Below are 25,216 nucleotides of genomic sequence, written 5' to 3' on the forward strand. Positions count from 1 at the left end.
GATTCAACATTTCAACGATGTTCAACAATCTGCTGAACGACATTCTGCGCTGGTCGATTGCCCGCAGATGGCTTGTGCTGATCAGCTCCGTGCTGATCAGCCTTCTCGGCGTGATCAACGTGCTGCAGATGCCGTTGGATGTGTTTCCGCCATTTGCACCACCACAGGTTGAAATTCAGACCGTTGCGCCCGGTCTGGCTCCCGAGCAGGTCGAGCATCAGATTAGTGAGCCGATCGAGGCTGCAGTCAATGGCCTTGGGGGGGTGGATCTGGTGCGATCCGCCTCCAAGCCTGGTCTGTCGATGGTGCAGGTGGTGTTTCGTGATTCGGCCAGCTTGGATCGTGCCCGGCTGGCCGTGTCGGAACGCTTGCAGCAAGTGCGGATGAAACTTCCTGAGTCGGCGGAGGCTCCGGAAATTTCGCCGTTGCTCTCTCCTCTGGGAACGATTCTTCAATACGCTTTCACGCTTCCGGAGACCGCCTCCCCCGAGCAGGTTTTGCAGCTGCGCAGCGTTGTGCAGCGCACCTACGAACATCCACTGCTCGCCATTCCCGGTGTGGCGCAGGTCACGATCTATGGGGGTGACCATCCGCAGACCCAGTTGCAGCTTGATCTCAAGGCTCTGCAGGATCAGGATGTCGCCTTGAATGAGCTGGTTGAAGCAGCTGGCAACGCTCAATTCAATGGCCGGGGCGGGGTGCAGATTTCCGGTGGTCAGGAGCGTCTGATCCTCAGCGACCATGCCATTAGCAACAACGACGACATCACACGGTCCGTGGTGCGTGCGGGTGATGGTCGTGCCATTCCGCTGGGCTCGCTTGCAGAGGTGAGATCCGGAGCTGCGCTGCGGCGCGGCGAGGCCAGCCTGAATGGACAATCGGCTGTGGTGTTGATGATCAACAAGCAGCCTGATGTGGATACGCCTCAGCTGACACGCACTGTTGAAGACAGCATGCGACGGCTTCAGTCGTCACTTCCCACGGATGTCTCGGTGACTCAGACGTTCCGTCAGGCGAAGTTCATTGAAATCGCCATCCGCAACGTCAGTGAATCTCTCCTACTTGGCGTGGTGATCGTTGCTGTTGTGCTGCTGCTGTTTTTGATGAATTGGCGCACGGCCTTGATTGCCCTCAGTGCCATTCCTCTGTCGCTGCTTGTTGGACTGTTGTTGATGCGTGGGCTCGGCTTGCAACTCAACACCATGACCCTCGGGGGACTGGTGGTGGCGATCGGTTCCGTAGTCGACGACGCCATCGTCGATATGGAAAATTGCTACCGGGGTCTGCGCAGCAACCGGCTTCAGGACAAGCCTTTGAATCCCCTTGAGGTGGTGTTCTACACCTCGGTTGAAGTGCGACAGCCGGTGCTGTTTTCCACCTTGATCATCGTTGTGGTGTTCGCACCGATCTTCACGCTCAGTGGTGTGGAGGGGCGCATTTTCATGCCGATGGGGATCGCCTATGTGCTGTCGATCGTTGCCTCCACAGCGGTCGCGCTCACCTTGTCACCGGCACTTTGCGCCTTGCTGCTCAGTCGTGCTCCCCTGCCGGCTGCAGCGTCATGGGTGGAATCCCGTGTTCAGCGTCTTTATAAACCTCTGCTTGAGGTTGTTCTGAGATCTCCTCGCCGGGTGCTTGTGCTGGCCGTGTCTGTGGTGATCGCCACCCTGCTGATTCTTCCTAGTCTCGGCCGGGTGTTCTTGCCTGAGTTCCGGGAGCAGTCACTGGTGAACTCGATGGTGCTTTACCCCGGTGTCTCGCTCGAGATGACCAGCCGGGCAGGTCGACTTCTCTCCCAACAGCTCCAGTCCAGCGACGATGTGGAGTGGGTACAGGTGAGAGCCGGCCGGGCGCCGGGTGATGCTGATGGCGCCGGAGTGAACATCGGCCATGTGGATCTTGAGTTGAGTGATCAGGCGATGCGAGACCGTCCTGCTGCGATCGCGCGCATCCGTGAGGTGTTTGTTGGCCTGCCGGGTGTGGCACCCAACGTCGGTGGATTCATCTCCCACCGGATGGATGAGGTGCTGTCGGGTGTGCGGAGTGCCATCGCGATCAAGATCGCCGGTCCTGATCTGGTGGAACTGCGTGATCTCGGAGAGCAGGTCCGCGATGTGGTGGGCGTGGTTTCCGGTGTGGTTGATCTGCAGCTGGAGCCGCAGTTGCCTGTGCCTCAGATTCAACTGCGCATTGATCGCGCTGCGGCGCTGCGGGAAGGAGTGAGCGTCGCCGCACTGGCGCGAGCCGCTGAGGTGGCCCTGCATGGAACGACCGTTGGCCATGCGCCATCCTCCGGCATTCCGGCTCCATTGGTAGTGACGCTTCCCACTGAGCAGCAGGGCGACCTGCAGTCGCTGCAAGAGCTTCCGATCCGAACGGCATCAGGGGACTTGAAGCCACTCGGTGATTTCATGACCTTCGAACAGACGACGGGTCCCAATGAGGTCAATCGTGAGGATGTCTCCAGGCGGATCGTCGTCTCGGCCAATGTCGCCGGTCGCCCCCTTGGGCCGGTGGTGAATGACATTCGTCGCCGTTTGGATCAGTCGGTGAAACTGCCCTCTGGCTACACCCTGCGCTATGGCGGTCAGTTTGAGTCTGAACAGCGTGCCACCCGTTCTCTGGTGCTCTACAGCCTGCTTGCCGCTGTGGTGATCGCGGCGGTGATGGTGGTGGCTGTTCGTTCTCTGCCCGCGACGGTTGCCATTTTGCTCAATCTTCCGCTCGCGCTGGTTGGAGGCCTTGTTGCCGTTCTGCTCAGTGGCAGCGTGCTCTCCGTGGCATCGCTGATCGGGTTCATCACCCTGTTCGGCGTGGCAGTGCGAAATGGGCTGCTGCTCGTTGACAACTACAACCGACGCCACCAGAGGGGCGAGAGCCTCAAGGAGTTGATCCGAGCGGGCACCTTGGACCGTCTTAACGCAATCCTGATGACTGCCCTCACCTCATCGCTGGGGATGCTGCCACTCGCTCTGGCCTTCGGGGCCGGTAACGAGATTCTGCAGCCGTTAGCGATCGTGGTGCTGGGTGGCCTGATCACGTCGACCCTGCTCACGCTGGTGGTGATTCCGGCTCTGTATGCACGATTCGGATCCAGGTTGCTTGCTGATGTCAGGCGCTGAATGTTCAGGAGTCAGCCCGAGCAACAGTGGCTAGCAAGGAAGTGGCTAGCCATTCAGGAACTGGTGACGGTCCGGGATCAGCTGTGATGGGGGCGTCATCGACTGTTGATGTGCTCGTCGTCGGTGGCAATGGGCGCGTCGGTGCCTCAACAGTGCGTTGGCTCCATCGCCTCTCCTCCCGTTGCAGCGCGAGTGCGCCACTCAGACTTGCGATTGGCGGTCGCAGTAGGGCCCATTTTGAGGCTGTACGCAATCGTCTCGATCTCCCGGAGCTCCTCTTCAGGACGGTGGATCTTGAGGCTGAGATGAACTCGCTCGTCACGGTGGTGCGTGGCGCAAAGCTGGTGGTGCATACGGCAGGACCATTCCAGGGGCGGACGCAACCTGATCTCCTCCGTGCCTGCATCGAAGCAGGAGTGCCCTATTGCGATGTCTGCGATGAGTACAGCCTCAGTCGCCATGCCAAGGACCTCTCGGGAGAGGCTGCGGCGGCTGGGATTCCTGCCGTGGTGTCGTGTGGAATCTGGCCTGGCGTCAGTGCACTCATGGCGGCGGAGGCGGTGCAACAGCTTGGGGGGGCGTCGAGCTGTGAACGCATTGAGCTGAGCTTTTTCACAGCTGGAACCGGTGGTGCCGGTCCCACCATCGTGAGTGCCACCTTTCTGCTGCTGGCCACCAAAGTGCTGACCTATCGGGATGGAATGCTCACGCTCAAAGATCCATGGACCGAGCGACGGCTCGTTGACTTCGGTGATGGTGTGGGCAGGCACGCCTGCTATTTGTTCGATAACCCCGATGTGCCAACGACCGTTGAAGCGTTGGCTGTTGCTAACTGCGCTTCTCGCTTCGGCACCGCTCCGGGTGTCTGGAACAGTCTGTTTGCCGCCATGAAACTGATGCCGAGCGGTTGGCTGGTCAATCGCGCTGCGATGCAGGGCTTGGCAGTGGTCTCGATGCCTGTGATCAGATTGGTCGACAAGCTTGTCGGCGCCACCAATGCCATGCGTGTTGATGGCTTCAGCAAAGCTGATGTCAGTTCAGGTTTCCCTGAAAAGGTCACGCTGCGCTGTGTGCATGCGGATCTCGAAGATTGCGTGGGTCAGGCCACAGCAGCATTCGCGATGGAGCTGTTGCGAGGGCGTTCAGGCCACACATCTGCAGAGCAGACCATTCCCTCAGGTGTCTGGTATCCGGCCGAGCTGCAGGCAACAGCACGCAACAACATCCTTGAGGTGGCGCGTGAAAATACTTTGGTCTGGAAGATCTGAACTGGCAGCAGCATGATCACTTCGGCCTGTGCCGCGAGATGCAGCGGCAGTCGAGGTGACTCGTGCTTTCGCTGGTTTCCTGAAGAGAGCAGGCACTTTTTGATCTTCAGGTGGTGATCTGAAAGTGTTGGCTGTTCAATCAGCTCTGCTTGTTACAACTCCGGAGTCTTCCAGGGAAGTCCGGGAACCGTAGAAAACAGCGTCAGTAAAAGTCCCTGCGCTACAAGAATGGTAGTGCACCCGGCCAGAGTCCATCGCCTAGATGTTGTTGATAACCAGTTGGCGTATATGCGACTGAGCCAAGGCACAAGTAAGTAGCCGGTGAGTAACACCGTGATCAAGTTGCTGATCAACATATTGAGGGGCATGGGCAGGTTGCCGAGTGTTGGACCACTCAGCCACATCAACAGCATCACTGAGGGGTAGAGGGCCAGCCAGACCAGAAGATTCACCTTCCAGATCGGTTTCTGTGATGGTCCTTTGGCCTGAATCCACTGGTCAAAGGAGTTTGAATCCAGGCGGAAGCGATAGTGATAGCTGATCAGTTTTTCTGCTTGATTGAGCAATTCTCTTCGCTGCGGGCTGTCCAGCCAGCGGAGGCATTGCTCCAGTTCTTTAAAGCGAACATGCGTGGTCACCTTCACTGCTGGACCAGTGTCTGACTCCTCATACACAACGTCTTGCCCGAGGTAACCGCTAAAGGCCTGAGCGGCATGGTTCATGCGCTCTTGAATGCTCTGATAGTCCTGGCGCTGTGAGGCTGCGATCGAGCTGTGAATCGTGTAGACAATTTGATTTTCAGTTTGCTCAGACATGACGACTTAGTCCTTGATGCTCAATAGCGAGCCCCGTCGGGCAGCTCGCGGAATTCATCCCACACGTTGCAAGCCTCACACTTGAGAATTTGTGTGAGTTTGATTTCACGCTGGGCCTTTGGTTTCTGCATGTCTTGATTGATGGCTTCATCGGAAAATAGATCGTTGTAGTCCGACCAGGACGCCGCGTAGAACACGTTGCGAATGCCGGCCCAGTAGGCCGTGGCGTAGCACATCGGACAGCATTCGCAGCTGGTGTACATCACACAGCCAGACAGATCCCAGGTTCCTAGTGTCTTGCAGGCAGCTCGAATCGCATTCACCTCAGCATGGGCGCTCGGGTCAAGATCCCTAATAACGCTGTTGCCGGCCGAGGCCACTATTTCGCCGTTTTTGGCCACCACAGCTCCAAAGGGACCCCCTGATTTATTGACGATCCCAGCTTCACGCATCTGCTTAATCGCTTCACGCATCAAGACCTCATCATGTTTTGCTGCCATGGCCAGGAGGGGGCACTCTTCTGAATCGTGACCATGACCATCGCCCACGACAACGAAGAGAACGAAAACGACAAACACTCGGCCGACGATCACTCACGACCCTTCCAGAACTGCTTCAAGCCATGGCAGACATATGCCGCAAAACAAGATTCTTCCAACGTTGCAGCGCTGGAAGGCTCAGCGGCAGAAGTCTCAGCGCTGGAACCATTTGATCCGGTTTGAAGGCCCGGATCTGCTGGCAGCCCTCAAAAATTCGATGTGATCACTGGACGGGTCATAGAGGGTGTAGTTGGCGCCCGAACCCACACCAATCACGCTGCGTTTGGGCACAGGTTGTTCATGCAGCTGCTCGCCGGCGTGATCTTTCACTCTTGATCGAATCTGTCCCCCTGTGAGCTGCAATCTGAACTGACGTCCACTGCGCGCGGTGAATAGTCGGTTGACATCCAGTCGAGTGAGGCGATCGAGCAGGATCAACGGTGAGGTTGATTCCTCAAGTTCATCGCCCACATCCGCTGAGCTGCCGTGGATCAGGCCGCAGTCCAGTTCTATCAAGCCAAATTGCAACGAAGCCAGCCAGTTGAGGTGCTCTGTGTCCACCGCCTGTCGTAACTGCTGCACTCCGGAATCGTCGGATTGAAGCTGAAATTCCTCGGCTTTGGCTTCCCCTCGATAGCCGTGTAGAGACAGCAATTGCTCTTCCAGCCAGCCGTAGATGCAGTGAGGTTGGAGATCACCGCGTTTAGGTTGGCGTAAGCGCTTCAACAGCGCATCACACTTGGGGTGGGGACCGATCATGTCGCCCAGAACAAAGAGATGCGCCGTTCCCCGCCGCTTCTGCAGATCGGATTGGATCTGCTCATAGAGATCTAGGTCTCCACGCAGGCCACTCACCAGTGCCCAACGTTCCATCAGCGCTCACAGACGTGGCTGGCGTCTTCCGCACGCTCGGCATATTCGAACCCGTGGCTCAGGCGCCAGGCGAACACCTCGGGTAGTCCCGCCTCAATGATGGCTCGGCAGGTTTTGGAGACGTCGTACTCCACTTCACGGACACTCACCGCCCCGCTGTCGTCGTCATGGACCACATAGGTTGCTTTGGTCGAACCATGCCTGGGCTCTCCAACTGAGCCGGCATTAACAATGCGGCGCACCGGCAGAGTCATCTCCTGTTCGCTGTCGGAATGATTGCCGTTCTTTTGTACCGACACCCGAATGGATCCTTCACTGAGCTCTCGCACGTAGGGCTGATGGGTGTGACCGCAAAATAATGTCTCCGCTCCAGCGGTTTCCACGCGTTCCAGTGCTGCGAATGCATTCATGTCTGGCAGCAGGTATTCGTGCTGACTGTTGGGACTCCCATGCACAAACAGCAAGCGTTCTCTGCGCAGGGTCATGGGCAGGCTTGCCAGAAAAGCCTTGTTGTTTTCAGTGATGCGCTCAGCAGCCCAGTGGTGTGCGCGGTGACCGCGACGCTCGGCCAGCTGGGAGGGATAGCTGCATTCGCAGGCGTTGAGTCCGTCGATGATGTCCTCATCCCAGCAGCCCTGGCAGGTGGGAATGGAGCGTTCACGAACGAGTTCAATCACTTCATTGGGTTGGGGGCCGTAGCCCACCAGATCGCCCAAACAGGTAATCGTGTCGATGCCTTGTTGGTCGATATCGGCCAGCACGGCTTCGCAGGCTGCGAGGTTGGCGTGCAGGCAGGAGATCACTGCGTGGCTCATGGTCATCCGTTGGATTGAAGGGCGTGTTGTCTGTCTCTGAGTGGGGCCTGATGCAGTTCCAGCACGTCGTCTGTGAGCAGGCAGTCGTCGATCGTTGACTGAATGCCGGTGGGGTCAAGGGCTCTGCCCTGAACCACCAGGTGTGATGTGCGATTCGGCCTGCCTGCCGGCGGCTCCACCGCTTCCAAGGGAAGAAACTGAGAGCTCTGCTGGCTCACCATCCAGTTGCACAGGAATGAACGACCATCCGGCAGGTTCATCAGTGCTTTGGCCCGATACACATCGCCATAGGCGCCATTCACCAGCTCAAACCAGAAGCTGCTGAGGCTGTTGGGATCCCAGACACAACCTTGAAGATTGCGATGCCAGGATTCAAGACGCTTGAAGTCCAGGACGTCTTCGTCCGGGAGTTCTGGATCTAGGCCGAAATGCAGTGTGCGATCCGGCCGCAGATTGAAGCGCTCCAGCTGCCGGAGCACCTGCGGTTCGATGCCGTCCGGGCCGCTGTTGGTTGGTGGCTGAAACTGCTGAACCTCGATCAGCAGCAGTCGGGTGCCTGTTGACGGTGGAGCATCCGCTGTTGTTGCAACATCCAGGAGTTCAGGGATCTGGTCTTGGAGCCAGGTGCTGTCGATGCCTGCGTTATGGCCCTGTTCGAGATCTTCTTGTTCGGATCCGCTCAAGCGGAGATAGGCACAGGTGCCGGGGTGCTTCAGGAAGGAGTCGCGGATCCAAGTGGTTTTCCCGCAGCCGGGAGGGCCCGTGATCAGCCAGGTGTTCTGCATGGCCAGAAAGCGTCAGACCCGGGTATCCGCAGGCCTGGGAATGGGAATCATTCTCACTATGCCTGGTCAAATGACACTTGTCAGTGAATCAAGCGTAGAGATGGGTCATGTCTCGCCTCCAGGCACTGTCATGGTTGTTTCGGCTGCTGAGCTCTGCCTGTTCTTTGCTCGGATCGTGCTGTCAGGCGCGATTCGTTGCTTGCCGAGATTGCCGCTGATCCAGATCCAGTGGTGATGTGCTTTGTTGTGCGGCAAGCAGGTTGTCTTCGATGGAGCACTGCGGATCGTTCGACACCAGTCGCTAACCATCAGGAGCCCATGATTCAGATCTCACGGCGTATCAAAAATAACAATTGATCGGCTTCTAGGCTCAAGCTCTTGGCGATTTAAGTTCTCTTAACGTTTTGCAAATGCCTTTGTTGCTGCAGTTTGCCTTTCTACCTCTTCTGTTTGGCCATGGAGGAGGTGGAGGAGGAGCTGATTACTCCAAGCATGCTTACTCCGTGTGGGCAGAAGAGCATGCTGAGCATCGATGTGATGCTTACAAGCAGGGCATGAATTGGGATGAAGCTTATGCCTATGCCAAGGAATCGTCAGGCCAAGGTTGGAGAGCTGTGTTTGTCTCTTATCCTGAAAGAATGAAAGCATTCAATGCTGCTATTAAGCGAGATTGCAAGATCCTTCATGTTGAAGCGTGGAATCAAAAAGTGAACAATTGATCTGTGGTTGATTGATCTACGCAGTTGCTTTCTGTTGATTGAGATCTGAATCTGCTGCCGCGCCTCGAGTGATAGGACAAAAGAGGAAGGCCGCCCTTCCGGATGGAAAGACGGCCTAAGTCGCTCGTTTGTGCATTGTTCAACCCATCGCTTGTCGAGTAAGGAAGGGGTCGAAGCTTCTGGCTAGAGGCGCCCTGGGGCCATGTGCTCTAGGTGTCGGGTTGTTGTCTCCGAGGGCACCTAGGGCGGTGCGAGTGGAGCGTCGATTGGCGTGGCGCACAAGGTCTGCCTACCAAAGGACCAACCCAGGTCATTGTTGAGACTGTTGGAGCAGGGGCCAGAAGTCAGTCTGCTTCAGCGATCTGCTCAGGTGGAGTGTCGACCAAGCTTGGTTCCTCCGATTGCGTGGCCTTACTCTCCACCCGCAGAGGCGTTTTTGGCATCGGTTAAATCGCGCATTGCCTTGGATGGCAAAACCTCCAATAGTGGAAACGGTGTGGCTGGATCGTTCCCTGGAAGCAACTCTTGAGCTGTTATCAATACCGCAGAAGGATCGGCTGGCGACCATTGGCGGCGGCAAAGCAGCAACTTTGATTGACTGATGGCGGCATTTGCGCGGGAGATTGAAGCCTGTGATGGCTATTCATCCAGGCGGACCAAGGAGATCTTCAATCAGAATTTCAAGGACGCCACCCCTGAGGAGATTGAGGCGTCCCGCAAATGGTTCGACCACGACAGATGGACTGAAGAGAATCAGGAACAACAGATCTGGAAGCCAGATCTGTTGGCCCCAGTGCCAGAGGGTCAACAAGGCCACGGTGTGTTCGTGGTCAAGCATCCACACAGCATCACCTTCATGTGTGGGCTTTGGGCGGTCGTGCTTGCGCTCAGCGACGAAGCAGGCAAGAGGCACAAGTATCCGGCCTGGACACTGGGAGTGAAGACCGGCAAACGGTTCCGATGTTCACCCTCAGCCATTCGCACATTGATCCTCGGCCAGTTTGATCAGGACACCTATGACAACTGGAAACAGCTTGTGATGAACAACCAGCAAGGAGCGTATGAAGCTCTTGCTTCTGCATGTGATTGGCTTGGACACAAGAAAAAAGTTGGCTTGAGCTACCTCAGTGGTCGATCATCGATGCAGCTTTTAACGGACATGGGGATTCGATGTGAGAGAGACCATGCCTTCCTTTATCCCCATTACAAAAAGATGTTTGAGGAGAGGCTGTTGAACGAAACCAGGTCGGAATATGAAGAGTGGCTCAAACATGCTGCAAGCGACCATCGAGAGATGTTTAAGCAGATGGTCTGGAACACCAAAAGAGAGAACCCAAGGCTCACCGAAGCGGCTGCACGACAACAGGTCATTACCACCCTTCATGAAATGGGCGTGATGTCATAAAACCTTGCCGCCAACCTGTCGTTACGGATGGTTCATCAATGTCTTCAGCATCAAGTGATTCCAGATTTCTCAGTGATGATCAGGACTTGATTGCACAGAACCTCGATCAGATCATTCATTCGGACACCTACAAGCTGGCTCACCATGACCTTGACCTGCTGAATCGGTCGTCGATGCGCGGGGTCAGGATGCTTTTGGAGATTAGTAAGCCAGAGCTAAGGCTTGAGGAGGCTGGAATCACTTCGACCATCATCGTCTTCGGAGGTGCTCGCGTTCAAGAACGCTCAACTGCAGAGGCGTGTCTGGCGAAATCAGTTGATGCACTGAATGCTGACTCAAGCTCCCCCTTTTTACAACGCAAAGTGGATCAAGCCCGAAGACTTGTAGAGCTTTCTGGTTTCTACGATTCAGCACGAGAATTTGCTTATTTGGCTTCCAGATATGGCCAACAAGGTGATAGCTCCTCTCCTTGTTGTTCGACCCATGTGATCGTGACTGGTGGCGGCCCTGGGATTATGGAAGCTGCCAACCGTGGAGCTTTTGACGCTGGCTGCCGTTCGATCGGTTTCAATATTGATCTTCCCCATGAGCAATATCCAAATCCTTACATTACTCCAGAGTTGTGTTTTAAATTTAACTATTTTTCGCTGCGTAAATTCCATTTTGTGATGCGCTCAGTTGGTGCAGTGCTATTTCCAGGCGGTTTTGGTACGTTGGACGAACTTTTTGAAGTGCTGACATTGCGGCAGGTTGGAGCTAAAAGCGCCATGCCAATCATTCTTTTTGGTACTGATTACTGGTCGAGTTTGATCGACTTCGACTTCATGGCTGACTCGGGACTGATTGATGATAAGGATCAGCAATTATTCCAGTTTGCTGATACAGCTGATCAGGCTTGGAGCATGATTCGTGATCAAGCTCAAGCGCCTTCCTGAACGATTGAACCAAAGTCGAGGTATGGCCTCGGCTGAATCAATAGCTCTGTTTGACCCAGGACTTTGACTTGATTGGACGTCCTTTGCGTCATTCGGGGTAATTTCAGTTGCAGAGACTGATTTGATGTGAAGCGTTTTCTCGCCACGGTGATTGGCTTAAGTGCTATGGCTGCCCCGGCCTTTTGCGCTGAACAAATCAGCTTTCAGCTTGGTGAATTCGAGCGATCTATCCCGATCGATGAACTCGCCGACTACGCGGCTGGCAAGTCTCCAGGAACCGCGCTCGCCGATATTCTTCGTCTGTTTAAACCTTCACAACAACAGGCACTCCGTAAGGCTCTCAATCAGTCGGCGCCGGTGAATGCCGTGATGGCATCGACCTATCTATCTACGCCTTTGGGGCGTCGAACGATTCAACAGCTGGTGAAGCTGATCAACCAGCCCACAGACGTTGCAGCAAATGCCCTTGCTTCAGCATTGATCGAGGGAGCTGCCAGCAATAACAGCATGGGCATGATCGATGTGCTTCAGGCCTATCCATTGCCCACGATTCCTATTGATGTGAGGGCTGTCGCTTCGCTGCTGCGTTCCCTTAATCAGGAGTTCAATCTTCAGAACAAGTTGTATTCGCGTCTGGCTGAACTGGAAGGGACTCCAGAGACTGGTCCAGATCTTCTGGCTGCCGCGAAACCAGGCAGCATCCGCTTTCAGCAGTTTCACTTCAGCTTTAAAGGCCATGTTGTCGACAGCATCAAAGCCGGCGCCTATCTGCCTGACTCGTCGACGGCTGAGAGCAAGGTTCCTCTGGTGGTGCTTGCGCCCGGCCTGAACACCGACATGAACGCCCTTTTGTATGTGGGGCAGACCCTTGCCAGTCATGGATATGCGGTTGCTTCTCTCGATTTTCCCTTCACCAGCGCCGACACCATGACGGCAGCCATCAAGGGCACAGGAGCCATTCCTCCTGCGAACGCCTGGTATCGCCAGCCGATCACAGTCAGCGAATTGATCGATCAGGTGGAGAAGCGCTGGGGGAATCGTGTCGACACACAACGGGTTGGCGTACTCGGTCAGTCCCTTGGCGGTTATACGGTCACGGCGCTTGCTGGCGCCAAGCTGGACTGGCCCCATCTGGTTCGTGGTTGTGAGCAGCTGAATGATCTCCGCACAGTGGTTCTCAATCCGGCGATCGTCTGGCAGTGCAAAGCACCCGGTCGTGTGGTGAAACAGACAAGCTTTCGTGATCCCCGCGTCAAGGTTGCTGTGGCGGTGAACCCGGTGACCAATCCGATTTTCAGCAGTCAATCAATCTCCTATGTGGAGGTGCCGATGCTTGTGATCGCTGGCATGAATGACGTCTTTGCTCCGCCTGTCTCCCAGCAGCTCTCCATGTTTACAAGCCTCCGCCAGCCAGGCTCGGTTCTGGCAGTTCAGGAGAAGGGCACCCATCTTTCCTTCTTGGATGCCACTTCAAACTTTCCACCAGTGATCACCGGTCCGGATCAGTCACTCGCCAGACAGCAGCTTCGGGGGATGGCCAAACTGTTCTTCGACAGGAATCTGCTTGGTGATTCAGGGACTGTTCCGCTCGCGCCTGCGGGTGATGGATCATTTCAATCTGGTGGAGCCCCTCTTCCTTTGCTGTTGCGATCCTCGTTAACCATGCAGCAACTGCAGCAGGTGGAGCCAGGCCTGAAGGAGGTTCCCTGATTGCACGACTGCTGAGAACCTTTTGGCCAGAATCATGAGTGCTGAACATCACTTGAGCGTTTTCGATCTTTAGACAATGGTCAGCAAGCCTGGCTCTCACTTATTCCGTAGTTCTTTGATGACTGCAATAAAAAAAGGTGGCCGCAGCCACCTTTGTGTTGGTTGTGTTGGGTTGATAGCTGAAGTCAGCTGTTGCTCCAGCTGAACTGTGCGCCCAGACTGATCAATTGTGCATGGGTCAGTGAGGAGTGGTTTTCGTCATAGGGGTTGCGAATCTCGTATACCCCTGTGACCTCGTCGTAGCTCATGATTGTGCGAGCGTGACCGCCCCATCCTGCGCATACGACACGGTCGCTGTTAACGAGGGTTTGCAGCTCCGCAGAGCTCACATTGTTTACGCCGATGCCTGACGCGCTTGCATTGCCCCAGCTGGAATTGAGTCCAGTGATATGGGTAATCGCGTCAGTGGTGAACCCCCAGCTGATGCCTTCATCACCGGCAATGCCGTAGCGGTTTGTCGCTTCTTCTTGATTAAGGCGACCCGACTCATTCAGTTGTGCATAGGCTTTTTCCGCCAGGGCAACCCAGAGTTCGTTGTGGTCTGCCACCACGCCGTCGATTGCGTCGCCCGCGCCGGTGTCGGCATGCAGGTAAGTGCCATCGGCTTTGGTCGCCATCATGCTGTCGACGGTGACGTAATCAGCCTGCCCGTTGGTATAGAACCGAACGCTGTAGGTGCCGTCACCATTGTCAGTGAACATGTCCTCAATGATCGACACCTTTTTGTCGGCGGTGCCGGCAAGAGCGGAGAGGAAATAACAGGAGCCTGTCGCTCCTTGATCAATATCGCCGGCGCTGTAGCCACCGATCTCCAGGGTGCCTCCGGCCTGGGTGTAGGTGCCGGTGTGAATCATCGGCCTGTCGGTGCCGAGCATGTGTTTGCCAATCAGCAGATTGAGGTTCTGGGTGCTGGTGCCGGATTCCAGATTGCCGAGATCATCAACGATGCTGTCGTAGCCGGTGTAGTGATCATTACTGGCATCCCCGAACACCACCTTTTTGGAGAGGCCGGCAATATCAGCGCGCATGGTGCCGCTGAATATGTTGTGGAATTGCTTTAGATCGGTCAGCTCGGTATTGGTGACAGATCCATAGTCGCCAGCACTTTTAAGGATGCCGATCACGTCGTCGCGGCTGAATTCGTTATCGAGTTTGATTGAGTTGAGCGTGGCGTTTTTGACGCTGCTGTCATCAATCAAGCAGTTAGTGATTTGTTCAAAGCAGTCGGCCTGGCGGCTGATGTTGAGATTGAAGGCAGTGGCGCCTTTGTTGTTCCACCAAGAGGTGTTATAGCTGTAGATGCGGCTGGTGTAGTGGCCTTCACTCAGGTAGGTGCTGATGTTTTCATCCTGAGTTCCCCACTTGTTGGACCAGGTGACCAGTGAGCCACCCTCGTCATAGAGAGCCAGACCAACGTTGGCCGAGAGGCCTGTGAGGGAGAGGTCAAAGTTGCCGGATTTGCCGGCATAGAAGGAGAAGTAATCGTTGCTGTCACGATTCCAGCCGCTGCGGTAACCAACGGTGCCGATCACCTGTTTGTCATCGCGATAGGCGACGGTGCCGATGTCAGCTGCATTGTGGAAGCTGTCGGTGACGTCGTAGCCGCTGCCTTCATGGGCGGAGAATCCGCTGCCAATCGTGAAGTTGTAGTGGGTTTCGGTGCCGGTGGATTGATCGCGATCAAAGCGGTCTTCTGCGAGCAGGTTGTTCACCTCTGCGCGTTCGCCGAGATAAGAGAGCAGATCCGGATCAATGTCAAAGATGCTTGGCATTGGCATTGGCACAAAGCCCATGGCGCCGGACCTCGTATCTCCGGTGAGTGGATCGAGCTGGGTTTGTGCGGTGTTGAGATCTGTTGGGCCAGCCTGATTGGCTTGATTGAGCTTGAGCAGGTCAGTGCTGGTTGTGGGTTGTGTGCTCAGGATGTCGCGGCCGCCGAGGTGACCATCGGTGAGGAGATCGATCTGGGCTTGATCGCTGTTGTCTTGCTGGCGATCACTGCCTTGATCGCTCAGGGCAGGGACCCAACCAAAACCTTTTGGCTGACTGGTGTGGTTCTGGATGGGTGTGCCCTGGTTCCAGAATGCAGTACGAGGCAGGTTGAGTGTTGCTGCGCAATCGTTTTGAGCCTCATCTGCCAGCGCAGAGAGCGGATCATGGGCGCTCAGAGGATCGAAGGCCAACTCGGACTGGAGATTTTTCTGTGGAGAGAGGCCGTAGGCGGAAGCGTCTCCTCCAGGGAATGGCTGGTAGACATTGCTGGCGTCCAAAACGCCGAGGAGCTCGCCTTGGAGGTTGAACTCAAGCATGGGAGGAGGTGAGAACGTTGGAGACCGGATTGGGGCCTGGCCTCTGAATGAACTCAGCTTTCCCGTTTTGTTGATTGGCCTTGATGATCGAGATCAAGAGGAGCTGTGATTTTGCTCACAGGTGCTAGTTGGAAGCAATGGCTGAGCTGCTTGATTCCAGCAGGACTTTCTTTTTGCGTGGCTATCAGTGAGGTTGTTCGCCGACCTCGTTGAGGTCGAGGGAGATGCCATGAACGCAGTAATCTCAATGGCTGTTGTTTTGCTGGCAGCTGGAGCTGGGTCAGAGTCCGTCTCGCCTGATGGTCAGCGCACGTACGCCTGCCGCAGTGAGCGCTTGTCGGCAGCTGGTTGTTTCAACGCCTGGACCAAGCTCACCCATAAGGGTGAGTCGGATGGGTGGGTGCCTGCTTATTGCAGTGATCAACCTGATAAATACAGCTCAGGGAGCTGTTATGGCGGTGGTGTTCCCTGGTGGTGGTGGAACGGCAACGGAAGGATTGGTGATGCTGTATTGAACGACTTCTGGTTTCGTGATTACGCGGGTCCTGAAGTCGATGGTGTGTTCCGCAACAACAATGCTTACGGCGATGCTCAGCGTTTGCCAGGTCATCACCATTGCTACAAGGCCAAGGAAAGTACTTTTTGCATGGAATTCATGCGGCCTCGTTAGAGCCTTTGAGCCTTGTCTGGATCTTGATGAAGCATCGATCAATCAAGACAGCTCATGGCTTTCGATTGTGATCCGGCAATGAGTGTCTCAAGTCAGCCTTGAAGGTTTTGAATCACTTCCGGCTGCAACCGTTAGTTGACTCAGCGTCCACTCTGCCGATTACTCAGCAGCAGCCAGGTCGAGGGGGAAGAAATGAACTTTGTGCTCGTGAATCACTTTCATGTCGAGGCCGGCATGGTTGAGGATGTCAGCTCAGGCGAAGCAAAATCCGCGCTGTGTCTCTGCAGATCATGGTTTTCGCGAGTGGATCGATCGTTGCCTGCTCAATCCATCGGCCTGCGAGTTCGATGTCTTCGTAGGGGTAATCCGTGGAGAACATGATGCGTTCCGGGCCGAGAGTCGCGATCGAACACTGCAGTGCCGCATCATCACACACGCCTGAGGTAGTGATGAAGAAATTTCGTCGGAAGACGGCGCTGGGTGTGGTGCTGATGTCGTTGCGATAGCGAGTCGACGCATAACGACTGTCCAGTCGCCAGAGATAAAAGGGCAGGTTCTCACCCATATGTCCGAGGATCACGTTGGCGTTGGGATGTTTGTCGAAAACGCCTTTCACAATCAGACGCAGCGCATGGGTAGCGGTGTCAAATGACCAGCCCCAAGTGGCACCATCGAGTTCTTTCACCATCGAAGCAGGTTGGTTGGTGGGAAGTCCGGGATGGAGATAAAGGGGCACATCCAGCTGCTCGAGCGTCGACCACAGCGGATCGACTCTGGGGTTGTCGAGGTATTCAGATTGTGTGCTGCCATTGACCAGAGCTCCAACGAAACCCAGCTCGCTGACGCATCGCTTCAGCTCCGCACAAGCGGCATCGATATCCAGCAGATTCAGTGCCGCAAAGCCTCTGAAGCGCCGAGATTGCTGCTCGATTGCTGCGTGCAGAGCGTCGTTCGCATGTTTGGCCATGGCCGATGCTTCGGTCGAGTCGGCGATCGCTTGAATACCCGGCGCAGTCTGTGACAGTACGGCGATCTCAATACCGGCCTTATCCATATTGGCTAGTCGCTGTTCAGCCAGCTCAGGCAGTAACGGTTCAATCACCCCCAGCACTTGTGGGTCGAAAAACTCCAACTCTTCTGATTTGGGGAGAAGTTCTCCGATGGAGAAGTGTTCTTCGAGAGCGATCTTATTGATGTTTGGCTCTTCCTCTGCCGCTGCCGGTATCAGTTGGGTGCAGTTCTGGTTCACTTTCGGACCTATTGTTGATTCGCCAGTCATTGCCCGTTCATTCATCGATTTGCCGGTGTCAGTTTGTTGAGACTTGAGCCTGTTCTATTGGTAGCAGCGGTAGCGATAAAACAAAAAACATCGGAAATAACCAAGTGTTTGCTCCTGGGTTTTCTTTTGTTTTATGCGCAACAGGGCGTGATTGTGGGCTAGTGCTGATTTGCTGTCTGAGCGGTGTTGGTGTGAATGCCTGAGTGGATGGAATTCAGGTGATGATTTGAAATTTGGCTGTGAGGTCGTTGAAGTCGTAGTCGGAGGTTGACATCTGGGTGTCGTCCTCAAAGGCAAAGAGGCAGCAACCGAGATTTTTGACTTGAGATGAGCCGTAGGTGTGGATGTCACCTGAGAGGTATTGATTGATGTCAGCACGATGAAAATCCGATTGATCTCGAATTCCATTGAAGCTACTGATCGCGAACGGCTCTATTTGAAGCGTGTGTGATGCGTGCTCGCTATCCTTTTGATTGATTGAATGACCCGAAGAAGTGGGTTTTGATTGAAAGCTTTTGACGCTTTTTATGGCCAGGATAATGGCGACTGCTGGAAAAGAGATGATTCGGAGAATCGTAAAAAGAGGACTTAGTTCATCGTGTGCAGCCAGTCTTTCTATGTCTAAATTGATGGGATTTTTGTATAAGTGATTGTCGGGACGTTTGTCTCTTGTCGATATTTGCTGGACCGAATTTACTGTCTTATTAATACTAAAAATTGCCGAATCCTGCTCCGAGCCTGAATACCCGCCTTCTTTGTCTGATGTCGCTGTTATTTTAAGACTTTGCGCATTGCCCACTTTCCCTAAAAGATCAGCTGTGAAGAAGACTGTTTGAGGTATATCCCAGTTTTCAGGCGTGAAAACTAGCTTTTCTTGAGAAAAAATCCCTTGGAAGTCGTTCGGCGAATTTAAAGTAACTGTGAGATTGCTCGTTGGCGCAGCTGTGAGAACTACAAAAAATGCATCGCCAGTTGAAGCCTTGTGTTGAATAATACTGTCATCAACTGAGGAGCAAAAAGAATTAGCTAATATTAGTACGCCTTTTTCTTGACTAATTCCGCCATCAGTTTTTGACCTAAGGGTTTGACCGCCGCCGCCTTCCCCTAATAATGAGTCGTAGTTAGTAACTATTCCCGTTGGTTGTAATTCACGAAAGTTGATCAAGCTATCTGTTGTGAATGTTGTTGATGGTTGATCGACCTTTATTTGACCTGTCTCAATGAATTCGTTAAAGCCTGAAGGCGGGTTTGTTTTAGGGGCTACATCGATGTTGATGCCGGTGTCGACGGTGAGGGTGACGGTGTTGTTGCTATCAGAACCGTCGTTGTTGGTATTGCCTGCGGAATCGGAGAACTTGGAGGAGGCAACGGAGATCACACCGTCGGTGGTGCTGTCTGCTGTTGGTGTGAAGGTGGCGGAATAGGAGGTTGCCGATGCAGCGCTCCAGTTGGAGAGGGTTCCACCAGAGACGGTGACGTCGGATTCAGCGAAGTTGGAGGAGGCTTCTGAGAGGGTGAAAGTGAGGGTTGCGGTTTCTCCTGCTTTTAGGGAGGCGACATCAGAGCTGACGGCGATGGTGGGCCTGCCGGTGTCGACGGAGAGAGTGACGGTGTTGTTGCTATCGGAGCCGTCGTTGTTGGTATTGCCTGCGGAATCGGAGAACTTGGAGGAGGCAACAGAGATCACACCGTTTGTGGTGCTGTCTGCCGTTGGTGTGAAGGTGGCGGAATAGGAGGTTGCCGATGCAGCGCTCCAGTTGGAGAGGGTTCCACCAGAGACGGTGACGTCGGATTCAGCGAAGTTGGAGGAGGCTTCTGAGAGGGTGAAAGTGAGGGTTGCGGTTTCTCCTGCTTTTAGGGAGGCGACATCAGAGCTGATGGCAATGGTGGGAGCAGCACCGTCGATAACGAGTGCGCTGGAGCCGGCGAGGGAATCGCTACCGGCAAGGGAGGGGAGTGTGAGAGTGGCATTGTTGCCTGCGGCCTCTTTGATGGTGCCGCCGTTGAGTGCGAGAGAGGAGGTGGCCTTGTAGTTGAGATCGGAAGCGGTGTCGCCTGCTTGAACGGTGTAGGAGAAGGCGAGTGTGGTGGTGCCAGATCCAGAGGAGTAGGAAGCGTTCTGGTCTGTAGAACCGGTTTCGAGGGTGAGTTGCGGGGTGCCACCAGTTGTTGTGACGGTGACGGCTTCTGAGAAGACGACGTTGATGGTGATGACGTCACCAGCTTTGTAGGTCCCATCAGCGGTGGAACTGCTGACGGATTGCACTGTTGGTCGAAGGCTGAAGACCCTTACGTGGCCTGAGTTGCTGCCATTGCCGTCGTTGCCGCGGGCACCGATGGCAACGAAGCTGCCGTCGCTGGAGAGAGAAACGCTTCTGCCGCTGGCATCGAGGGCGGCTTCTCCATCGATATCGCTACCGAGTTGATTCCAGGAGGAGGAGGCTGAATCCCACTGGTAGATGCGCGTATGGCCTGAGCCATTGCCATTGGCGTCGTTGCCGCCGGCACCGATGGCAACGAAGCTGCCGTCGCTGGAGAGAGAAACGCTGTGGCCGCTGCCGTCATAAGCGGCTTCTCCATCGATATCGCTACCGAGTTGATTCCAGGAGGAGGAGGCTGAATTCCACTGGTAGATGCGCACATGGCCCGACTTTGCGCTACTGCCATTGTTGGAGGGGGCACCGATGGCAACGATGCTGCCATCGCTGGAGAGAGAAACGCTGACGCCGCTGCTATTGTCTTTGGCTTCTCCATCGATATCGCTACCGAGTTGATTCCAGGAGGAGGAGGCTGAATCCCACTGGTAGATGCGAGTATGGCCTGAGCTGTTGCCATTGCCGTCGTTGGAGGTGGCACCGATGGCAACGGTGCTGCCATCGCTGGAGAGAGAAACGCTGTAGCCGCTGGAATCATTAGCGGCTTCTCCATCGATATCGCTACCGAGTTTGTTCCAGCTGGAGCCGTTCCATTTGTAGATGCGCGTATGGCCTGAGTTGTTGCCATTGCCGTCGTTTCTGTGTGCACCGATGGCAACGATGCTGCCATCGCTGGAAAGAGAAACGCTGTAGCCGCTGTAATCGAGGGCGGCTTCTCCATCGATATCGCTACCGAGTTGATTCCAGGAGGAGGAGGCTGAATTCCACTGGTAGATGCGCGTATGGCCTGAATCTTCACCATTGGCGCCGTTTCTGTGTGCACCGATGGCAACGATGCTGCCATCGCTGGAGAGAGAAACGCTGTGGCCGCTGCGGTCACTAACGGCTTCTCCATCGATATCGCTACCGAGTTGATTCCAGGAGGAGGAGGCTGAATCCCACTGGTAGATGCGCGTGTGCCCAGAAACAACCTTGCCATTGCCGTCGTTGGTGTAGGCACCGATGGCAACGACGCTGCCATCGCTGGAGAGAGAAACGCTTTTGCCGCTGTAATCGCCGGAAGCTTCTCCATCGATGTCGGGGCCGAGCTGGGTGAAGGCCATCGCTACGTCTCCTCGAGGCTTGCGTCCTGATCTCCCAAATCGAGCCAGCTACTAGGCTTCACCGGACATGTCCAGACGCCAGCGTTCCACTCCCTGTTCCAAGGGAGATGCTCCGGTATGAGTGGCGAGAGAACTAGCAAATGCAGGCTTTGTTTGCTTGATTCTGGAGCCGACACTGTGATGAAGCCACTGGTGTTAAGCCGATTCGTGCAGGATTTGATTGGGCCATCGCTCGGTTTCGTTGAGAGGGGTCAAGAGGGGGCTGAGTCTTGGTTCCGGCTTTAGAGGTCTGTTCGATGCCACTGGCTGCATGCCATTTTCAAATCGATCGCTGCACGCACCGCCTCTAGGCAGAATCGTTGTCAGGAAACTTGAATTGAGTGGCTGCGAGCAGCATCCAATCTGAGGATCAGAGTTGGCCCTGGTGGCCGCTGCTGCCGTTGTATCCATATGGCCGCCGTGCCACGCACTTTGAAGAGCTGATTCCCGGACAGCTCTGGAGCCTTGAGCAGCTTCAGGGTGTGTATTACGTGGCGGTGCCGATCCGGCTCACGGTGGTGAAGGTTCCCGGCGGTTTGATGCTGGTGAATCCGCTGCCGCCCACCGGCGAGCTTCGTGCGTTGATTCGCCGCCTCGAAGCTGAGCATGGTCCGGTGCGCAGCATCGTGTTGCCCACGGCCTCCGGTCTGGAGCACAAGCTGCCGTTGGCTCCTCTGGCCAGAGCATTTCCTGAGGCTGATCTCTGGGTCTGCCCAGGCCAGTGGAGTTTTCCGATCAATTTGCCGCTTTCTTGGTTAGGTGTGCCCGCCAACAGAACCAGGGTGTTGCTTGACGATGGCGTGCCCCATCCCGAAGTCTGTGAGTGGATTTCGCTTGGGCCCCTGGATCTCGGCGTTGGTCGTTTTCAGGAAGTGAGCTGTCTGCACCGCCCCTCAGGCGCACTGCTGGTGACGGATGCCCTGGTTGGGATTTCCTCTGAACCGCCGGATGTGTTTGCTCACGACCCTGCACCGCTGCTGTTTCATGCGCGTGACCGCGGCGATCAACCCTTTGACGACACACCAGACAATCGCCGGCGCGGCTGGGCGAGGCTCGTGTTGTTTGCCTCCTATCTGCGGCCTGAACCGCTTGATGTACCTGATTTGCTGCAGGTGATCCGGCAGGCTTTTCGGCCCGGTCTGCGCAGTGCGCGAACCCATTTCGGCCTGTATCCCTTCGCCTGGAAGCTCGGCTGGCTGGATTCGGCAAGAGCGTTGATGGGAGATGGTCAACCACGACTGCAGGTGGCACCGGTGTTGGAGCGCCTGGTGCTGCCCAGGCAACGACAGGCGTTGATCGCCTGGTTGGCGGCTCTCGAACAGCAGCGCGATCTGCACTGGTTGGTGCCCGCTCACTATTCAGCGCCGCTGGTCTTCTCAACCTTGCAGGTTGTTCAGCTGCGCGAGCATCTCATGATGCGGGAATGGGCCCCCAGTGAAGGCAACTGGGAGTTCCTGGCAAACATTGATCAAACCCTGCTCGAACTCGGCGTTGTTCCCGACTCGCAGAAGTCATCGCAGTGAAAAAACGCTGTAATCGCTCATCACTGCAGATGTGAATTGGATTTGGATTCAGAGATCCGAGTCGGAGTCGATCGCCATTTCATCGTCGCCGAACAGCGTCTCTTCCAGCTCCTTGCGTTGCTCCATCTGGCGCAGGAAATAGCCGGTCATCATCGCGGAGGCCAGCATGTTGGCCAGGTTGTCGCGATTGGAGGTCACTTTCACCTCGAACTGTTCACCGGGAAGCATTCCCAGCAGCCCCTGAACGTTGTGGCGAATGATGTCCTGAATGTCCGGACTGGCCGATTTGGCCACGCGTTGCAGCACGTCTGGAGATTGATCCTGCAGGTACTGAATCAGGCCATTGACGGGCTGACCCTCCTGGTTATCGGTGGTCAGAAACTCAGGGTTAAACATCCCATCGCTCTCCGTCATGTGACTGACCCTATCGCAGCTGTGCTCTTCGTCACTAAAGCGTCGGGTCGAGAGAACCGAATCGGACCGAACCTGTTAAGCGGCCAGTAGCGCAGGATTGCCGTCCCGATCACATCGGCTTCCGGCAGCGGGCCCCAGAGGTGGGAATCAAGGCTGGCATTACGGTTGTCGCCCATCACCCAGAGTTCGTTGTCGGGCACGGTGAGCGGGGCCATCACATAGTCGATCTCTTGGTTCAGCCAGGGCTCATCCACGGCCTCACCGTTGCGCCAGAGCTGGCCATCTCGCACCTCCAGCTGGTCTCCTGGCCTGCCCACCACCCTCTTGATCAAGGCAGCATCCGGGTCATATCCGGCCTGTACCAGAGGCTCAGGAACCTTGAACACCACGATGCTGTTCAGGGGCAGCGATTGGTGACGTACCCGGTCAAAGCGTGGACTCAGTTTCTCCACCAGGATCCGGTCCTGCAGTTGCAGGGTGGGCAGCATCGATCCGGATGGAATCCAGCGCGGCTCTACCACGATCCAGCGCAGCAGCAGTGCCAGCAGCACCCAGATCAGCAAAGAGCGCCAGCTCCCCTGATGTTTCGTGGAGTCGGCGGAAGGGTCGCTCATCAGCAGCGTCAGCAATGAGGGTTGGCCTTGACCGAGGATCGCATCAGCCTTGGCATCAGGTCTGAGTCACGCCGCCGACAATCTCGCTGCAGCGATAGGTCTGCTGTTGTGCCTGCAGCGGCAAGGCCTGGAGCGCCTGGTGCTCTGCCCTGGCAGTCGTTCTGCACCACTGGCGCTGGCGGCGGGTGGCCTGGCTGAACGGGGATTGCTGACGCTGACCACGGCCATTGATGAGCGCTCCGCCGCCTTTCATGCCCTGGGCATGGCGGCAGCATCCGGGCGTGCAGTGGCTGTGATCACCACGTCGGGCACTGCGGTGGCCAATCTGCTGCCCGCTGCGGTGGAGGCCGATCGCTCCGCTCTGCCCTTGCTGTTGCTCACAGCCGATCGTCCGCAAAGGCTCAAGAATTGCGGTGCCAACCAGACGGTCAATCAGGAGGACTTTCTGGCGTCGGTTTGTCGTGCGTTCACGACTGGACCCCTGGATGGTCTGCACCGGCTGTCCCAGACCCAGCTGCAAGCGCTGGCGAACCAAGCCTGGGAGCAAACGCTTCAGTATCCCGGGCCGGTGCACCTCAATCTCCCCTTCGAGGAGCCCCTGCATCCCAGCCGCGAAGACCAGCAGCAGGCCTGGTCGGGTTGGGATTGTGCTGTGAATCAGCAGCGGCAGCTTCGCCGTCCACCGGCCTCCGCTGCTACCCGGCCAACCGATGGCTTCGATTGGTCCCGTCCCGGCGTGGTGGTGGCAGGACCCTGGCGAGGCCTGGAAGCCGCCAAGCCCGCCTATCAGCAGGCAATCAGGGCGCTCGCTGAGTGCAGTGGCTGGCCGGTACTGGCCGATCAGCTGGCTGCGATTCCCGCTGATCTGCCCCATTTGATCCGCCACTGGGAACTGCTGTTGCCGCAGTGTCTGCCGGCTGCTGAGGCAGACCTTCAGGTGCTGCGGCTGGGCCCACTCCCTGCCAGCCGGCGACTGGAGAGCTGGTTGCGCAGTCTTGGTTCGGGCCAGCTGTTGATCAGCGAGGGCGAACCCCGCTGCCTTGATCCGCTCGGTTTGTCGCGGCAGTGCAGCAGTGGCCTGGTGGCTTGGTGGAAAACCATCAGCACCGATGCTTGCTTCAGTCCGTCCAGCTCGCGGGCGCTGCTCACGGCCTGGGCTGAGGCCGATGCCCAGGTGCAACACGTTCTGGATCAGCACTTGCCGGCTGCAGGCGGCGTCAGCGAGCCCGCGCTGATGAAGGCCCTGCCTGAACTGTTGCCGCAGGGGATGCCGCTGATGCTTGCCGCCAGCAGTCCTGTGCGCGACTGGCAGACCTTCGCGGCTGCCGATCTTGGCTCACGTCGATGTTTCAGCTTCCGCGGGGCGTCCGGCATCGATGGCACCCTGTCGCTGGCTCTTGGTCTGGCCCGCGTTCAGGGTCCAACCGTGCTGATCTGCGGTGATCTGGCGCTGCAGCACGACAGCAATGGCTGGCTGCTGGCCAGCGGGGCCTCACCACCTCTGCTGGTGCTGCTGATCGATAACGACGGTGGCGGAATCTTTGCCCAGCTGCCGATTGCTTCCGTTGCATCCAACGCGTTGGATCAGTTGTTTGCCATGCCTCAGCGCCATGACCCTCTGGCTCTGGCAGCGGCCCATGCCGTGCCCGCTCGCCAGCTGACCCGGCTCGAGGATCTGCAGCTTGCTCTGGAGTGGGGACTGGCGCAGCAGCGCACAGCACTGCTGCGTGTTTGCACCGATCGATCCGCCGATGCCGAGCTGCGTCATCAGCTGCGCGAGATCACCGCCGCCGCACTGCAGCAGTCGCGGGGCGGTACAACGGAGGCCTGATCGTCGTCGCTGC

Annotated in this window: 21 protein-coding genes; 11 read left to right on the plus strand and 10 right to left on the minus strand. The window is 56.2% G+C overall.

The window, feature by feature from the left end; translation table 11 throughout:
• Window positions 1–17 precede the first annotated feature (17 nt).
• Together SIB42_RS08800 and SIB42_RS08805 are read left to right on the plus strand one after the other, a co-directional pair.
• Window positions 18–3,122 carry an efflux RND transporter permease subunit gene (locus tag SIB42_RS08800; protein ID WP_067098211.1) on the plus strand — a complete coding sequence of 1,035 codons (3,105 nt, stop codon included), beginning with the start codon at window positions 18–20 and terminating at the stop codon, window positions 3,120–3,122.
• Between the two features lie 26 nt (window positions 3,123–3,148).
• Window positions 3,149–4,390 carry a saccharopine dehydrogenase NADP-binding domain-containing protein gene (locus tag SIB42_RS08805; RefSeq protein ID WP_197459929.1) on the plus strand — a complete coding sequence of 414 codons (1,242 nt, stop codon included), beginning with the start codon at window positions 3,149–3,151 and terminating at the stop codon, window positions 4,388–4,390.
• A gap of 152 nt (window positions 4,391–4,542) precedes the next feature.
• Here the strand turns inward: SIB42_RS08805 and SIB42_RS08810 are convergent, their stop codons facing one another.
• Together SIB42_RS08810 and SIB42_RS08815 are read right to left on the minus strand one after the other, a co-directional pair.
• A complete protein-coding gene (locus tag SIB42_RS08810) occupies window positions 4,543–5,205 on the minus strand; it encodes a hypothetical protein (RefSeq protein ID WP_067098205.1) in 663 nt (220 codons plus the stop codon).
• Window positions 5,206–5,225: 20 nt separating this feature from the next.
• Window positions 5,226–5,705 carry a nucleoside deaminase gene (locus SIB42_RS08815; RefSeq protein ID WP_067098406.1) on the minus strand — a complete coding sequence of 160 codons (480 nt, stop codon included), beginning with the start codon at window positions 5,703–5,705 and terminating at the stop codon, window positions 5,226–5,228.
• 33 nt (window positions 5,706–5,738) lie between these two features.
• Between SIB42_RS08815 and SIB42_RS08820 the strand changes: the two genes are divergently transcribed.
• Window positions 5,739–5,927 carry a hypothetical protein gene (locus tag SIB42_RS08820; protein WP_156485285.1) on the plus strand — a complete coding sequence of 63 codons (189 nt, stop codon included), beginning with the start codon at window positions 5,739–5,741 and terminating at the stop codon, window positions 5,925–5,927.
• Here the strand turns inward: SIB42_RS08820 and SIB42_RS08825 are convergent.
• Genes SIB42_RS08825 through SIB42_RS08835 form a run of 3 tightly spaced genes read right to left on the minus strand, consistent with a single transcriptional unit; the run spans window position 5,898 to window position 8,217 of the window.
• The gene (locus SIB42_RS08825) at window positions 5,898–6,617 is read right to left on the minus strand and encodes a phosphoesterase (protein WP_067098202.1); all 720 of its coding nucleotides are present in this window, start codon (window positions 6,615–6,617) and stop codon (window positions 5,898–5,900) included. The genes SIB42_RS08820 and SIB42_RS08825 overlap by 30 nt on opposite strands.
• Complete coding sequence (locus tag SIB42_RS08830) at window positions 6,617–7,432, minus strand: metallophosphoesterase family protein (RefSeq protein ID WP_067098199.1); 816 nt, start codon at window positions 7,430–7,432, stop codon at window positions 6,617–6,619. Before SIB42_RS08830 ends, SIB42_RS08825 begins: the two co-directional genes overlap by 1 nt.
• 2 nt (window positions 7,433–7,434) lie before the next feature.
• The gene (locus SIB42_RS08835) at window positions 7,435–8,217 is read right to left on the minus strand and encodes a GTP-binding protein (RefSeq protein ID WP_067098197.1); all 783 of its coding nucleotides are present in this window, start codon (window positions 8,215–8,217) and stop codon (window positions 7,435–7,437) included.
• A gap of 410 nt (window positions 8,218–8,627) precedes the next feature.
• On the opposite strand from SIB42_RS08835, the gene SIB42_RS08840 reads away from it, so the two are divergent.
• The 5 genes from SIB42_RS08840 (at window position 8,628) to SIB42_RS08860 (ending at window position 12,986) form a co-directional block, all read left to right on the plus strand.
• Window positions 8,628–8,936: a hypothetical protein gene (locus tag SIB42_RS08840; protein WP_067098191.1), complete on the plus strand. Its 309-nt coding sequence runs from the start codon at window positions 8,628–8,630 to the stop codon at window positions 8,934–8,936.
• 467 nt (window positions 8,937–9,403) lie between these two features.
• Window positions 9,404–9,538: a hypothetical protein gene (locus tag SIB42_RS08845; protein WP_413327832.1), complete on the plus strand. Its 135-nt coding sequence runs from the start codon at window positions 9,404–9,406 to the stop codon at window positions 9,536–9,538.
• Window positions 9,538–10,341, plus strand: coding sequence for a hypothetical protein (locus tag SIB42_RS08850; protein ID WP_067098144.1), 804 nt, complete (start codon window positions 9,538–9,540; stop codon window positions 10,339–10,341). The genes SIB42_RS08845 and SIB42_RS08850 overlap by 1 nt, the downstream gene beginning before the upstream one ends.
• A gap of 38 nt (window positions 10,342–10,379) precedes the next feature.
• Window positions 10,380–11,276 carry an LOG family protein gene (locus SIB42_RS08855; protein ID WP_067098141.1) on the plus strand — a complete coding sequence of 299 codons (897 nt, stop codon included), beginning with the start codon at window positions 10,380–10,382 and terminating at the stop codon, window positions 11,274–11,276.
• Between the two features lie 126 nt (window positions 11,277–11,402).
• Entirely contained in the window at window positions 11,403–12,986 is a 1,584-nt protein-coding gene (locus tag SIB42_RS08860; RefSeq protein WP_231856493.1) for an alpha/beta hydrolase, read from the plus strand.
• Between the two features lie 185 nt (window positions 12,987–13,171).
• Here the strand turns inward: SIB42_RS08860 and SIB42_RS08865 are convergent, their stop codons facing one another.
• The gene (locus tag SIB42_RS08865) at window positions 13,172–15,355 is read right to left on the minus strand and encodes a C2 family cysteine protease (RefSeq protein WP_067098135.1); all 2,184 of its coding nucleotides are present in this window, start codon (window positions 15,353–15,355) and stop codon (window positions 13,172–13,174) included.
• Window positions 15,356–15,548: 193 nt separating this feature from the next.
• On the opposite strand from SIB42_RS08865, the gene SIB42_RS08870 reads away from it, so the two are divergent.
• Complete coding sequence (locus SIB42_RS08870) at window positions 15,549–16,025, plus strand: hypothetical protein (RefSeq protein WP_067098132.1); 477 nt, start codon at window positions 15,549–15,551, stop codon at window positions 16,023–16,025.
• Window positions 16,026–16,272: 247 nt separating this feature from the next.
• Here SIB42_RS08870 and SIB42_RS08875 read toward each other — a convergent pair whose 3' ends face one another.
• Both SIB42_RS08875 and SIB42_RS08880 read right to left on the minus strand, forming a co-directional pair.
• Window positions 16,273–17,319, minus strand: coding sequence for an amidohydrolase family protein (locus SIB42_RS08875; protein WP_082825108.1), 1,047 nt, complete (start codon window positions 17,317–17,319; stop codon window positions 16,273–16,275).
• A gap of 199 nt (window positions 17,320–17,518) precedes the next feature.
• Window positions 17,519–20,782 carry an Ig-like domain-containing protein gene (locus SIB42_RS08880; protein ID WP_067098129.1) on the minus strand — a complete coding sequence of 1,088 codons (3,264 nt, stop codon included), beginning with the start codon at window positions 20,780–20,782 and terminating at the stop codon, window positions 17,519–17,521.
• 380 nt (window positions 20,783–21,162) lie between these two features.
• Between SIB42_RS08880 and SIB42_RS08885 the strand changes: the two genes are divergently transcribed.
• Complete coding sequence (locus tag SIB42_RS08885) at window positions 21,163–22,344, plus strand: DUF4336 domain-containing protein (RefSeq protein WP_067098126.1); 1,182 nt, start codon at window positions 21,163–21,165, stop codon at window positions 22,342–22,344.
• A 48-nt stretch (window positions 22,345–22,392) separates the two neighbouring features.
• On the opposite strand, the gene SIB42_RS08890 is transcribed toward SIB42_RS08885, so the two are convergent.
• Window positions 22,393–22,740 (minus strand): DUF760 domain-containing protein, encoded by a 348-nt coding sequence (locus SIB42_RS08890; RefSeq protein ID WP_067098188.1) that lies wholly within the window; start codon window positions 22,738–22,740, stop codon window positions 22,393–22,395.
• 14 nt (window positions 22,741–22,754) lie between these two features.
• Window positions 22,755–23,372: a signal peptidase I gene (gene lepB / locus SIB42_RS08895; RefSeq protein ID WP_067098185.1), complete on the minus strand. Its 618-nt coding sequence runs from the start codon at window positions 23,370–23,372 to the stop codon at window positions 22,755–22,757.
• A 49-nt stretch (window positions 23,373–23,421) separates the two neighbouring features.
• Here lepB and menD point away from each other — a divergent pair, with 49 nt between their 5' ends.
• A complete protein-coding gene (gene menD / locus SIB42_RS08900; RefSeq protein ID WP_231856492.1) occupies window positions 23,422–25,203 on the plus strand; it encodes a 2-succinyl-5-enolpyruvyl-6-hydroxy-3-cyclohexene-1-carboxylic-acid synthase in 1,782 nt (593 codons plus the stop codon).
• Window positions 25,204–25,216 lie beyond the last annotated feature (13 nt).

Source organism: Synechococcus sp. MIT S9508 (assembly GCF_047303045.1).
Lineage (GTDB): Bacteria > Cyanobacteriota > Cyanobacteriia > PCC-6307 > Cyanobiaceae > Synechococcus_C.